This is a genomic window from Myroides sp. ZB35 (genome assembly GCF_001865835.1).
Taxonomy (GTDB): domain Bacteria; phylum Bacteroidota; class Bacteroidia; order Flavobacteriales; family Flavobacteriaceae; genus Flavobacterium; species Flavobacterium odoratimimum.
In genome coordinates this window covers 4,031,427-4,043,981 of the sequence record NZ_CP017769.1, presented here as the reverse complement: position 1 = coordinate 4,043,981, position 12,555 = coordinate 4,031,427, and the positions used below count along the sequence as shown (strand labels likewise).

At 33.2% G+C, this 12,555-nt stretch carries 14 protein-coding genes; 4 read left to right on the top strand and 10 right to left on the bottom strand.

The genetic code is table 11. From position 1 onward, the window contains the following. Positions 1 to 104 precede the first annotated feature (104 nt). Together BK054_RS17965 and BK054_RS17960 are read left to right on the top strand one after the other, a co-directional pair. Entirely contained in the window at positions 105 to 2,066 is a 1,962-nt protein-coding gene (locus BK054_RS17965) for an ATP-binding protein (RefSeq protein WP_071307612.1), read from the top strand. Beyond that, positions 2,059 to 2,691 (top strand): response regulator, encoded by a 633-nt coding sequence (locus tag BK054_RS17960; RefSeq protein ID WP_071307611.1) that lies wholly within the window; start codon positions 2,059 to 2,061, stop codon positions 2,689 to 2,691. Before BK054_RS17965 ends, BK054_RS17960 begins: the two co-directional genes overlap by 8 nt. A gap of 47 nt (positions 2,692 to 2,738) precedes the next feature. Here the strand turns inward: BK054_RS17960 and BK054_RS17955 are convergent, their stop codons facing one another. The 7 genes from BK054_RS17955 to BK054_RS17925 all read right to left on the bottom strand — a co-directional run bounded on the left by BK054_RS17955 (position 2,739) and on the right by BK054_RS17925 (position 8,827). Further along, positions 2,739 to 3,467 (bottom strand): FAD-binding oxidoreductase, encoded by a 729-nt coding sequence (locus BK054_RS17955; RefSeq protein ID WP_071307610.1) that lies wholly within the window; start codon positions 3,465 to 3,467, stop codon positions 2,739 to 2,741. Between the two features lie 201 nt (positions 3,468 to 3,668). Then, a complete protein-coding gene (locus tag BK054_RS17950; protein ID WP_006261759.1) occupies positions 3,669 to 4,526 on the bottom strand; it encodes an AraC family transcriptional regulator in 858 nt (285 codons plus the stop codon). Between the two features lie 172 nt (positions 4,527 to 4,698). Beyond that, on the bottom strand, positions 4,699 to 5,454 hold the full coding sequence (gene tpiA, locus BK054_RS17945; protein ID WP_006258553.1) for a triose-phosphate isomerase: 756 nt from the start codon (positions 5,452 to 5,454) through the stop codon (positions 4,699 to 4,701). Between the two features lies 1 nt (position 5,455). After that, positions 5,456 to 6,040, bottom strand: a complete 585-nt coding sequence (locus BK054_RS17940) for a TlpA family protein disulfide reductase (RefSeq protein WP_006261757.1) — start codon at positions 6,038 to 6,040, stop codon at positions 5,456 to 5,458. A 23-nt stretch (positions 6,041 to 6,063) separates the two neighbouring features. Beyond that, complete coding sequence (locus BK054_RS17935) at positions 6,064 to 7,140, bottom strand: ABC transporter permease (protein ID WP_039330292.1); 1,077 nt, start codon at positions 7,138 to 7,140, stop codon at positions 6,064 to 6,066. A 12-nt stretch (positions 7,141 to 7,152) separates the two neighbouring features. Further along, entirely contained in the window at positions 7,153 to 8,253 is a 1,101-nt protein-coding gene (locus BK054_RS17930; protein WP_006261755.1) for a BT_3928 family protein, read from the bottom strand. A gap of 28 nt (positions 8,254 to 8,281) precedes the next feature. Next, positions 8,282 to 8,827, bottom strand: a complete 546-nt coding sequence (locus BK054_RS17925) for a DUF1599 domain-containing protein (RefSeq protein ID WP_006258549.1) — start codon at positions 8,825 to 8,827, stop codon at positions 8,282 to 8,284. Between the two features lie 125 nt (positions 8,828 to 8,952). Between BK054_RS17925 and folP the strand changes: the two genes are divergently transcribed. Further along, positions 8,953 to 9,777 (top strand): dihydropteroate synthase, encoded by an 825-nt coding sequence (folP, locus tag BK054_RS17920; protein ID WP_039330286.1) that lies wholly within the window; start codon positions 8,953 to 8,955, stop codon positions 9,775 to 9,777. After that, positions 9,774 to 10,382, top strand: a complete 609-nt coding sequence (locus tag BK054_RS17915) for a hypothetical protein (RefSeq protein ID WP_006258547.1) — start codon at positions 9,774 to 9,776, stop codon at positions 10,380 to 10,382. Before folP ends, BK054_RS17915 begins: the two co-directional genes overlap by 4 nt. A gap of 153 nt (positions 10,383 to 10,535) precedes the next feature. On the opposite strand, the gene rlmH is transcribed toward BK054_RS17915, so the two are convergent. The 3 genes from rlmH to BK054_RS17900 all read right to left on the bottom strand — a co-directional run bounded on the left by rlmH (position 10,536) and on the right by BK054_RS17900 (position 12,549). Beyond that, positions 10,536 to 11,009, bottom strand: a complete 474-nt coding sequence (gene rlmH / locus BK054_RS17910) for a 23S rRNA (pseudouridine(1915)-N(3))-methyltransferase RlmH (protein WP_039330284.1) — start codon at positions 11,007 to 11,009, stop codon at positions 10,536 to 10,538. Positions 11,010 to 11,149: 140 nt separating this feature from the next. Beyond that, a complete protein-coding gene (locus BK054_RS17905; protein ID WP_006264233.1) occupies positions 11,150 to 11,851 on the bottom strand; it encodes a hypothetical protein in 702 nt (233 codons plus the stop codon). An 8-nt stretch (positions 11,852 to 11,859) separates the two neighbouring features. Further along, a complete protein-coding gene (locus BK054_RS17900) occupies positions 11,860 to 12,549 on the bottom strand; it encodes a hypothetical protein (RefSeq protein ID WP_006258544.1) in 690 nt (229 codons plus the stop codon). Positions 12,550 to 12,555: the final 6 nt, after the last annotated feature.

Here is a 12,555-nt window from a genome sequence, read left to right as displayed (position 1 = left end):
CACAGAATACCATGAATCTGTTTCTAATGGTTTACCATTAATTTTAGAATAGTAAATGATGAATGTGTTTTTATTGTGATATTTGTACTTTAATACATGATTCTATGTTGAAAAATCTTTATCTACTTGTTTCTTTTACTTTATTCATTTCTTTTAGTTATGGTCAGCAGCTATTACCTTTAGATGAAGAAGGTTACTTCAGAGAAATAAATGAACAAATCGAGACTAGTAAGAGTGAAAAAAATCGTTTAGAGCATTATTTGCTTTTAGCAGAGTTTTATGCTCCTACAGATAGTGTGAAAAGTAAGGAAGCGCTGACTAAGGTATTGTCTTCGCCTCATAAGCATTTGTTATCTAAAGGCGTGATAGCGTATTATCAAGGGATTTATGAGACTAATCAAGGGAGTAAAAGCAAAGCGAAACAATATTATGAAGAGGCGATTAAAGAGCTGAAGGAGGATAAGGAAAATGTAGATGTTTTAATTCGAAGTTGGTATAACTACGCATATGTGCAAGTAGAGGATAAAGGGTATGAAGTCTTACTAAAAATGCTGACAGAGAAGTGTATTCCATTAAGTGAAAAGGCAGGTAATAAGTTATATCTAGCTTATGCTAATACACAAGTAGGGTTGACTTTTATGTCAGTGGGACAATTTGATAAAGCAGAAGAGTACCACTTTAAAGCTTTAGAGGTATTAAAGGAGTTGCCAGAAGAGGGAACTATTCACTTGATTACTTATTTTAATTTAGTGAGTAATTATTGTTATCAAGCTAATAGCACTGCAGCTAAGATCTATTTAGATAAAGCGACTCAACTGTTAGAACACTACCCTAATTCGAGACAGTATCCCAATTATTATTATCAATTAGCAATGTATCACACCACTAGACAGGAATATAAACCTGCTCTAGTGAGTTTAAATAAAGGAATAGAACTCTCTAAGCAAATGAAGCAACCTAAGCTTACTCAAATGCTTTATTTCCGCGTTTATAATGTGTATTTGATGCAGAGTGATTACGAGGGAGCTAAACTTATCTTAGAGCAGATCTTAAAGGATAATATCTTGAGTAAAGAAGCTGTTAATCGCAAAATAACTTTTACACAGTTAGCAGCCGTTAATGAGGTGTTAGGCGATTATAAAGAAGCTTATCAATGGATGAAAAAATCAAGTGTATTAGGAGATAGCCTCCAACAACAAAAGCTGTTGGAAAAGATGAACGAATTAGAGATTATACACGATACTCATGATAAGGAGCAGACAATTAATCAATTAATACAAGAGAAAAAGGAAGATGCTTTGATGGCTAAAAATAGAAATATGCGTATGCTGTTTTTAGCAATAGGCCTAGTACTAAGTGTAATCATAGCTATATTAGCTTTTAGAAATTATAAAAATCAACAAAAGCTAAATCAACAGATCAACATAAGCCATCAACAAGAATTGATATACTTAGAGAATAAGCGAAAATATGAAGCTTCTCAGGCTGTATTAAAAGGGGAGGAACAAGAAAGACAACGCATTGCTCAAGATCTGCACGACAGCATGGGAGGAATGTTAGCGAATATAAGGATGTCTATTTCTTCTACAGAGACGAGTGAGTCTAGTGGGCTATTAGCTAAAATAGATAAGTCTATCATAGAAATGAGGAGGATATCTAGAAACCTAATGCCTGAGACACTAAAGAATTTAGGATTAGAAATTGCTTTAAAAGAATTGTGTGAATCTATGACGTATGAAAAAATGAGTATTCAGTTCGAAGCATTTACTATCAGTACCACTATTCCTTTTCAGACACAATTAGTTTTGTATCGCATAGCACAGGAAGGATTAAGTAATATAATTAAATATGCTCAAGCAGATAATGTGATTGTACAGATTAGTCAAAACGAAGACTTATTGAGTTTGACTATAGAGGATGATGGAGTAGGATTTGACACTACCAAGGTAGTATATGGATTAGGGATTAAAAATATGGAAAGCAGAGTACAGTTAATTAATGGAACATTAAGTATAGACTCTCAAAAAGGACAAGGAACAACGATAAATGTAGAATGTAATGTGTAATAAGGATATAATCACGTTAGCGATAGTAGATGATCATCCAATGATATTAGAAGGCTTAAAATCATTGTTCCAAGTAGATGAGAAATATCAATTATTCTTTTTCAGTACAGGAGAAGCAATAGTAGATTTTGTACAGAAGAATAAAGTAGATGTGGTATTACTAGATATAGTACTCAATGATGGCAGTGGATTAGATTTCTGTAAGATGATTAAACAGAAATCCCCTAATATTGTTGTTATAGGAATAAGTAATCAGGAAGAGAGAAGTATTATCTTTCGATTTTTAGAGAATGGAGGTAATGGATATATTCTGAAGAATGCTGACGCTAAAGAAATAGTCGAATGTGTAGAAAGAGCTATTAATGGAGAGTTAGCATTGAGTAAGAAAGTACAAGAGATTATGTTGACTCAATTATCTAATCCTATAGAATTGCCTCGTTTGACTAAAAGAGAACAGCAGGTACTACAAGCTATATCTAATGGATTGACTTCTGCAGAAATAGCGGATAAACTGTTTATTTCAATAATTACTGTGGAGACGCATAGACGAAATCTGTTACAGAAATTTAAAGCAAAGAATATGTTTGAACTTGTAAAAATAGCTACAGAGAATAAGTTAATCTGATTTATTCTCCGTAGCAGTTGTTTATTGAGTTAGTTAAGTTTGCTATTTTATAAGCCTATTTTTCCTTCTATCCAGAAAGGCTGCGTAATGATATTGTTAGAAGAGACTCCTTTTGCTCGTAGTGCCTTTCTAAACTTCTGAATACTCTTTCCATTACCCATTAGGTAGAATTGCCCATGAACTAGTTTATTCCAACGGTAAGTATCTATAGATTCTAAATAATCTACTGCAGGGTATACTTCTTTATCATCTGATTTTTCAATATACTCCATATGAGGTAGATGGTCATTGGCATAAGGGATAGAATGATCACTTAACTCAAGTAGACCTTCTAGTTTATGGTTATTCTTTTTCATTTCTTCTTGTAATGCCTGACAGAATCCTATACAAGTATCATCACCATAGAAGAAATGGTAATAGGTGTTCTCATCATAGATATTTAGACCTCTAGGTAAACTAGAAGTGAGTTCAGTACCTATTGTTATATTCTTGAAAAAAGTAGTGCCAGGGCCTTTCGCTTTTTGATGAAATATTACATCAAAGTACCCTTCTTCTTTATTAAAAATACTAGGAGTGTAATTGCGATATTCTGTGTCTGATATTTGCATTAATATGGCTTGTCCTATTTCATATTTAGAATTAGAAAGGTCAGCTTCAAAACGTATTCTCAATAAGCCATTAGCTAGCTGTTCTTTTTGTGTAACTACTACAGTAACAAACATCTTACTCCATGCAGTCTTTACTATTGTACCTATTAGTTTTGGAATCTTTGGCATTTTCTTCTCTTTTAGTTTTAAGCAAAATTCATTAAAAAGAAGGAATAGGATGTAAAACTAAAATAGGAGAAGATTGGATAAAAGAGGGGAAAGTGTAGAATTAAGAATTAGGAGTTATGTACATCTCTAAATTTAGTTGACTGCTCCCTGTTTTATGTTCTCTTTTTCCTTATAAAAAAGAGCTTAATTCACAGTATAGAATTAAGCTCTTACAGTATCTCTAAATTGTAGAGGAGTCTGATAGGTTAGTTTTTTAAACATACGAGAAAAATACGTATGGTCTTCAAAACCTAGGTTAAAGGCAATTTCTTTAACAGGTTTGTTGGTGTAATATAGTAAGCGTTTCGCTTCATCTAGTATTGATTTCTTTAACCAATAACTAACTGTTTGTCCTGTGGTTTTCTTTACACAGTCATTTAGATGTGCTGTTGTAATACTTAATTCATTAGCAAAATAAGAAGGAAGGTTCAGATGTGTCTGGTGTGTGATTAGGCGTTTAAAGTTGCTTGTAATCACTGTTGGTTGTGACTGAGTCCCTAACTCTTTGTTTTGTAAGTTATGCGTTGTTTGAGAACAAATGCTATATAATGCAGTAGAGAATAGCCCATTAATGATCTGCATCTTATGTTGGCTATTGGTAGCCGTATGTTTCTTCATTAACTCAAAAGTAGTAGCAAGCATTTGCATCTCTTCTTCTTTTATGTTTAGAAGTTGTTGACTTTCTGGTAAAGTATAAAGCAAGTCATTGAGATCATTAGGTATTCTATACTCTTGTATGCCTAAAAGATAACCAGTGAAGTCATCGCTAATGTGTCTAACGTTGTGTATTTGGTAAGGTTTGACAATAAGTATGTTATTGCGTAAGGCAGTGAATGTCTCCATTTCACAGTCCATTCTCATCTCTCCATTAGTTACAATAGAAATTACATAGTAATCATCTCTATGTGTGTGGTTAATGATAGACTTTTTTTGTTCTATATGTGTATGATCCTTTATATAAATACCTCCTAATGCTTTAGGAGACTGGCTATAAGTGATAATATCATTAGTATGAGTCATTATATTGTTATTTAATAGACTACAAATATACTGTAATTATTTAGAATCTATTTAAATAGAGAATAAATACTTTTGTAAAGAGGTGTAAAATAGGGCAATATGTATAAGTTATGTTATGCAAAAAGGGCATAAACTGTCAAAAGTTTATGCCCTTTAATATTATGAAATACTATTAATTAGCAGCATTTACGATAGCGACAAAGTCATCAGCTACAAGAGCAGCTCCACCGATAAGACCACCATCTACATCAGGTTTAGAGAAGATTTCTTGAGCATTACTAGGTTTAACACTTCCTCCATAAAGAATAGAAGTATTCTCAGCAACAGATTTATCATACTTTCTATCAATTTCTTGACGGATAAAAGCATGTATTTCTTGTGCTTGCTCTGGAGTAGCTGTCATTCCTGTACCAATAGCCCAAACAGGCTCATAAGCAATAACGATATTGCTCCATTGCTCTTTAGTAAGGTGGAATAACCCATCTCTTAATTGATTAAAGATAACGTTTAAGAACTGTTTATTCTCTCTATCTTTTAGCTCTTCTCCTATACAGTAGATAACACGCATATTATGACGTAATGCAGTATTTACTTTATCAGCTAATACAGCATCAGTTTCATTAAAGTAATGTCTTCTTTCAGAGTGTCCAATGATCACAGTCTCTACACCAATGCTAGTAAGCATTTGAGCAGATATTTCACCTGTGAATGCTCCACCTTCAGCTTGATGCATATTTTGTGCAGCTACTTGTACATTAGTTCCTTCTAAATGTGCTACAGCACTAGCAAGGTTTACAAAAGTAGGAGCTACAATTACTTCAACTTCTTTCCCTGAAGGTAATTTTTCAATTAACTCATCTAATAGAGTATGCGTTTCAGAATATGTCTTGTGCATCTTCCAGTTACCAGCAACGATTGAATGTCTCATATTATTGAATTTTTTTAAGTAAGTCTTTTATTTGATCGAAGTTCTTTTCAGTAGCATTGTATAGTGCTATTTTTCCTTCTTTATCTACTACGATATAACGAGGAATCCAGTTTAAATCTAGTGATTTACCAAAGTCTCCTTTCATTCCTTTTCCTTCTTTAGAGTAGTAGTGAAGTCCTTCAATACCATATTTTTCAATTGCTTCTTTCCAAGATTCTTCTGTTTTATCAAGAGAAAGATTAACGAATGCTACATTTGTAAATTCTGCTTTAATCTCTTTCATAGTAGGAACCGCTTTGATACAATCAGGACACCAAGCAGCCCATACATCTATAAGGATAGCTTTTCCTTTTTGTTGATCAAGGATTTGTTGAAGTGTAATTGACTTCCCATCTAATTCAGCAAAGTCTTGTTCTAATGCTCTAGAAGCAAATACAGTTGTATCTTTTACTTGTTCTACTTCTGGTGTAGCAGAAGTCTCCTCTTGTAATGTAGTTGAGATTTCTTCTGTAGTTGTTTCTGCTTTTTCTTTACAAGAAGTAAATACTGCAGCAGCTAGTGCTAATGTTATGAATATTTTTTTCATTGATTCTATTTCTGTTTTATTGTTTAATTTAACTTGATTCTAGGGTCTAAATAAGCATATATCAAATCTACTAAAATAGTAATGATTACGAAAGAAGAAGAGATAATAAGTACTGCACCCATAATGACAGGTAAGTCTAGTGTATTCAGTGCATCTACTATTTCTTTACCTAAGCCATTCCACCCGAAGATATATTCTACGAAAACAGCTCCTGCAAGCATAGAAGCAAACCATCCTGATAATGCTGTAACTACAGGATTCAGGGAGTTCTTTAAAGCGTGTTTATAGATAATCTGCGTAGTACTTAGTCCTTTAGCTTTGGCTGTGCGTATATAATCTTGATTAAGTACTTCTAATAGTGTGTTTCTCATTAACTGAATTACTACAGCTAATGGTCTTATTCCAAGTACTATCGAAGGTAATATAGCATTCTTTAGCACTAAATGTCTTCCTTCTCCGAAATCATCAACCTCATAGAGACTTCCTGTCATCGGTAGTCCTGTATAACTATGCAGTACGTACCCGAATATCCAAGCAAATAAAATAGCACTGAAGAACGAAGGAATACTCATCCCAAAAGTACTTATAATGGCTATTGTTTTGTCTAGCCATGTGTTTTTAAATAGAGCTGAAACAACACCTAGTAGTACACCAATACCAAGCGCGATACTAATAGCTAATGTTGCTAATAGAATAGTGTTTGGCAAGGTTTCTCCAAGTATAGTACTTACTTTCTTACCACTTTTTTGGAAGCTTTCTCTTAAGTATGGTGTCTTCAGCATCAAGTTGTATTGCCCTGTGCTAAATAGGACTGTTCCATTGTACTTTTGATCGGTATTAAAACTGTAATCTCCTTCTGTTTCACTATGTACAGAGATAGGAGATAAGTCATTTAAGTAAAGCAGATATTGCTTTCCTTTAGGTTGATCAAAACCATACTTTTTTTTGATAGCTAATAGTTGTTCTGAGTTTTCATTCTGGTCAAGCATCATCCTAGCTGGATCTCCAGGAAGAATATTAAATAGAAAGAAGACAACAGTAACTACACCAAACAAGGTGAAGAATGCGTATAATAATTTCTTTAAAAAATAACTTAACAAGGTCGTGTAGGCTTATTTTAAGTTTACAGATTCTCTGTCATTCCAATGTTTCTTCTCTACAATAACACCATTTTCTATTACTACTATACTTGGGTTACCACGCTCTATTGTTTTTAGTGTAGTCCCATCACATGTATAGTAGTCAAAAGGAAGTTTGTATTTACTAACTACAGATTCTATTAAGTCTTGATTCGAAGCAGTCATACCAGCTACTACATATCCTTTAACAATAGCTTTATTAGCAAAGTCTTTCATTGCTTCTAGGCCTTTTTCATCAGCTCTAGTTAGGTCATAAGAGATAAGCATTACTAATTTCGGTTCTGCCATCATCATAGATAGGTGGTCAATACCGTCTTTATCCATAGTCAAATCATGAATAGGAGGTTGGTATCCTTCAGAGATAAGTTTCTCTTCTCTTCTTAGGTATTTAGCACCTTCAGGTAATTTAGTTAACTCTTTATCAGAGAACTTGCGCTCTTCACCATTTACATCATAGTAGAACGTAATCTCATAAACTGCTTTTGGAGCGTCTTCAGGAATCTCCATTCCTTTTACGATATCAGTACCTACTTTATAAACTCTGAAGTCTTTTAAAGGTAAATGGTTCAATACCCAGTATCCCATAAAACTACATAGTACTAAAGACAGAATCATTATAATATTGTTAATCTTACCAGAGAAGATAGGTTTTATTACTTGATTATATTTCATGATAATAAGAATCAAGATAAGTAATACAATATCCTTTGTGAAAGATCCCCAAGGTGTTAGTGGAACAGCATCCCCAAAACAACCACAATCTGTTACTTTATTAAAGAATGCAGAGTAGAAGGTAAGGAATGTGAAGAATACAATCATTAAGAACAGTAAAGTAATTGTCAATTTTCGCATATACCCTATTAATAGAGCAACTCCTAATAGTACCTCAGCAATCACAAGAGTCACTGCTAATCCTACAGCATAGGGAGCTAGGAAAGGAATATTTAATACAGCTTCGGAGAAGTATTCTTCTAGCTTATATGAGAACCCCATAGGGTCATTTAGTTTCACTAATCCAGAAAGGATAAATAGTATTCCTACAAATATTCGAGATAATTGAGCAATTATTTTCATAGTTATTTGATTGTATTAGAACAGTGATTTATTGGTTTGGTAAATCTAAGTGTATCAATGCGAATACAGAATAGTTTAGCATATCTTGATAGTTAGCAGCTATTCCTTCTGATACAATAGTTTTTCCTTTGTTATCTTCGATTTGTTTTACACGTAATAGTTTCTGTAAGATAAGGTCTGTTAATGAACTAACTCTTAAATCACGCCAAGCTTCTCCATAGTCATGGTTTTTATCTTCCATTAATTGTTTTGTTTCAGCTACTTTTTGATCGTATAAAGCAATTGCTTCTTCAGTAGATAAGTCAGGTTGATTCGCAACTCCTATCTCTAAATTGATAAGTGCCATCACACAATAATTGATAATACCAATGAACTCAGGGATTTCTCCTTCATCTACCTTTCTAACCTCATTCTCTTGAATACTTCTAAGGCGTTGTGCTTTTATAAATATTTGATCAGTCAATGAAGGCATTCTAAGGATTCTCCATGCGCATCCATAGTCTTTCATTTTCTTGGTATATAAATCTCTGCATATCGCAATTACTTGATCAAATTGAGTAGAAGTCGTATTCATTTGGATTATATTTGTGTAATATTTTTTCAAAAATACTAATAATACTAACCCTTTGAAAGAGGTAGAAGTATTTTAGCTGTTTTTAATTATATAAAACTACATAAAAAAGTAACGCATTACACACAATGACAATAAATTGTAAAGGAGAATTGATTGATTTAAGTTCTCCAAAAATAATGGGAATATTAAATATCACTCCTAATTCTTTTTTTGATGGAGGAAAGTATAAGTCTGATCTAGCTTTTTTAAACCATGCAGAGCAGATGATAATGCAAGGGGCTGACTTTATCGATGTAGGAGCGTATTCTAGTAAACCTAGTGCAGAGTATGTCAGTGAAGAAGAAGAGATAGAACGTATCGTACCTATTGTAAAGTTACTTCAAAAAGAGTTCCCGACTATGCACCTTTCTATAGATACCTTTAGAGCAGGTGTTGCTAGAGCTACAATAGCTGCTGGAGCTTCTATTATAAATGATATTGCCGCAGGGCATTTAGACGAGCAGATGTTGCTCACTGTAGGGGAGTTACAAGTACCTTATATTATGATGCACATGAGAGGAACTCCTCAGACGATGCAGACGATGACTACATATAATGACTTAGTAAAAGAAGTGAAAATATACTTCTCAGAACGAGTAGCAAAAGCAAGAGAATATAAGATTAATGATATCATACTAGACCCAGGCTTTGGCTTTGCTAAAACATTAGAACAAAATTATGAGCTGATGAGTAAAATGGAGTTGTTATCTTCTTTTGAATTGCCTATTTTAGTAGGTATATCTAGGAAGTCTATGATCTATAAGTTATTTGATATTACTCCTCAAGAGGCATTAAATGGAACGACAGTATTAAATACAGTGGCTTTACAAAAAGGAGCTCATATCTTAAGAGTTCACGATGTGAAAGAGGCTGTACAAACAAGAGAAATAATAAAACAATTGAGTATATGAAAAAAGTGCTACTATTAATACCTGCTTTACTATTATTAGTGAGCTGTAATAAGAAAGAGATGCAATTAAGTAGAGCTTCTTTTATTGTTGAAGAAGGAATAGATGATCATTCACCTATTTACTTTGAAACAGGAGAAGAAGGGAAGAGCTTTAATTTAAATGATGCCAACAGAATTGCTGGTACGAACTATATTGTTTCTGTTCAACGCGATTTGAATGCTAAAGAAGTATTACAAGAGATAAAGAGAATTAAAGATCACAAATATGCAGAAGACAATATGCATAGAGATGAGAAGGGAGTATATCTAAGTTATGCTGATACACTACACAAGCATCTTTCTCTTTTTCCAATTAAAGACTTAGACTTTGGTTTCGTAGGACCTACTTCTCTAGATAAAGTAGTATATCTAAAAGATGCTAATAACTTCTTAGTAGAAGGTAAGTCAGTAACTAAAGACCAATTAATAGAGGCTATAAAAGATAAAGATAGTCTACAACTAGGAGTGAATAAAGACGTAACATACGAAACTTATTTACAGACTCGTATTTTCTTTGTAGAAAAAGAAGTAGTAGACCAGTTTTTAAAGACAGATTTAATTTATTAGTCGAATCGTGAAACTGTGAAATCGTTAGTTTGTGAAACCGTGAAACCGTTTTTTTGTGAAACTGTCCACTGTAAACCGATTAACTGAAAATGTTAACCGTAAACTGTTCACTGATTACTGTAAACTGTTCACCGTTCACCGTTAACTAAAAACCTATTCGTGATGATAAGGTTCATTGCGCAGGATAGTGAATCCTCTATAAGTCTGTTCGATAATAAATAAACGAATCATCTGATGGGAAAATGTCATTCTAGAAAGTGATATTTTCCCTTTTGCATTTTTATACACGTCCTCTGAGAAACCATAAGGCCCTCCGATAACGAATACTAAGGTCTTGATACCAGAGTTCATCTTCTTTTGTAGCTCATCAGCGAAGCCAATGCTCGTAAACTCCTTTCCTTTATCATCTAGTAAGATTAGCTGATCAGTAGGACCTATCTTAGATAAGATTAGTTCCCCTTCTTTTTGTTTCTGCTGATCTTCAGACATATTCTTCGCATTCTTGATATCAGGAATTACCTCTAGGTCAAACTTTACATAAAAAGACAATCTCTTCATGTATTCATCCATTAACGTTTGTAATGGTTTACTGTCTGTCTTTCCTATTGCAAGTAATTTGATATTCATCTGTCTGATTTATTTTTTGCAAAAGTAGTTTTTTTATAGAAAATAGCACACTGTCTAAGGTGTATTTATAGCCAATGTAATACTAGGTTGCAGATATACAACGCAATTTTAGTGATTAATGCGATCATAGTAAGGTGTGTTTAAGTTAGTTGGTGTCGTTGAATAGAATGGTGTATCTCTTTGCGCATAAAGGGTATAAATACAAAAAGAGATATATAAACCCACAGTATTAATAAGGTTATCAAAAAGGAGGTTAGAATGAGAAAGCTAATCGATGAAATATAGTTTTGTAATAGATTAATCAGATTAAAAGAAGGAGCTATAACTAGTATTATAGGGCCTCCGAGAGCCATAGTAGCCACTCTAGTTAAATACCACTTCTTATTGCTTTCTTTATTGATCTTTTTGAGTTCTATCTGCCATCTGATCCCCATACCTATAAAGCCTAAAAGAAGTATAAAAGAGGTAATTATAAATATTTCTAAATAGTAATTAGGCAGAGTTAAACCAATAGCAAAACTCAATAAGAATATAGCTAGTGAAACAATTATTTTAGGAATAGTGAAGAAACTTAATAAGACCTTATACATCTGTTTTAAGTAACTATTCGTTGCCAGTTTTATTTTAGAGTCCACTACATCACTAAACCCAAATATCCCAAACTTCTTAAACTCTCTGTCTAGTGCTGTTTCAAAAGGAAGTGAACCATCCTCTCTCCATTGAGACTCTATTCCATTAGCTAAGTGATCGACTAGCTCCAGTTCGATATCATAATATTCTACATAGTGCTTCTTTACGAAAGTGTGTAGAGCTTGTATTTGGTCAGTAGTTAGAGTTTTCATAATAGTAGTTATAGGGTGTTAAACTTCTTTATAGTAGCTTCTTTTTCTAGTTTGAGCTTAGGAGATATAACATTGTATGTAATGTATATCCAGAGTCCTACGAATAAGATAAGTACACTTGATAACACAATAGACTTATCAGCTATAAATCTTGCAAAATAATACGTGATGTATAGAGCAGATAAAGGAAATGCTATTACGGATAATCTTATTCTATCCATAAACCACTTCTTTTGAGTTGCTTTATGAAGTTTTTTAACTAGAGTCGCCTCTATGATATAATAAATGAAAACTAGAGGCATTAGACTCCATATAATCACAGAGATTATATCTCTATTCTCAAATATCGTTGATAGATAATTAAGTGATGTATATATGATATAAAAGAGCGCACTCGTTAAGAGTAATTTAGGCCAATGCAGGAAGCGCAGAACTTCTTTTAGAATAATGCCAAGATAAAAATACGTAAGACTATTCTCCTTCTTCTCAATGATTGTACTAAACCCAAATACCCCAAACTTCTTAAACTCTCTGTCTAATGCTGTTTCAAAAGTAAGTGAACCATCCTCTCTCCATTGAGATTCTATTCCATTGGCTAAGTGATCGACTAGCTCCAGTTCGATATCATAGTATTCTACATAGTGCTTCTTTACAAAAGTGTGTAGAGCTTGTATTTGGTCAGTAGTAAGTGTTTTCATAAAGAC

Excerpts from the sequence above, each read along its gene's own strand:
- BK054_RS17915 (WP_006258547.1), top strand. The coding sequence starts at position 9,774 with ATGAAAAAAGTGCTACTATTAATACCTGCTTTACTATTATTAGTGAGC.
- rlmH (WP_039330284.1), bottom strand. The coding sequence starts at position 11,009 with ATGAATATCAAATTACTTGCAATAGGAAAGACAGACAGTAAACCATTA.
- BK054_RS17905 (WP_006264233.1), bottom strand. The coding sequence starts at position 11,851 with ATGAAAACTCTAACTACTGACCAAATACAAGCTCTACACACTTTCGTA.
- BK054_RS17900 (WP_006258544.1), bottom strand. The coding sequence starts at position 12,549 with ATGAAAACACTTACTACTGACCAAATACAAGCTCTACACACTTTTGTA.
- BK054_RS17965 (WP_071307612.1), top strand. The coding sequence starts at position 105 with ATGTTGAAAAATCTTTATCTACTTGTTTCTTTTACTTTATTCATTTCT.
- BK054_RS17925 (WP_006258549.1), bottom strand. The coding sequence starts at position 8,827 with ATGAATACGACTTCTACTCAATTTGATCAAGTAATTGCGATATGCAGA.
- BK054_RS17930 (WP_006261755.1), bottom strand. The coding sequence starts at position 8,253 with ATGAAAATAATTGCTCAATTATCTCGAATATTTGTAGGAATACTATTT.
- BK054_RS17955 (WP_071307610.1), bottom strand. The coding sequence starts at position 3,467 with ATGCCAAAGATTCCAAAACTAATAGGTACAATAGTAAAGACTGCATGG.
- BK054_RS17940 (WP_006261757.1), bottom strand. The coding sequence starts at position 6,040 with ATGAAAAAAATATTCATAACATTAGCACTAGCTGCTGCAGTATTTACT.
- BK054_RS17950 (WP_006261759.1), bottom strand. The coding sequence starts at position 4,526 with ATGACTCATACTAATGATATTATCACTTATAGCCAGTCTCCTAAAGCA.
- BK054_RS17960 (WP_071307611.1), top strand. The coding sequence starts at position 2,059 with ATGTGTAATAAGGATATAATCACGTTAGCGATAGTAGATGATCATCCA.
- tpiA (WP_006258553.1), bottom strand. The coding sequence starts at position 5,454 with ATGAGACATTCAATCGTTGCTGGTAACTGGAAGATGCACAAGACATAT.
- folP (WP_039330286.1), top strand. The coding sequence starts at position 8,953 with ATGACAATAAATTGTAAAGGAGAATTGATTGATTTAAGTTCTCCAAAA.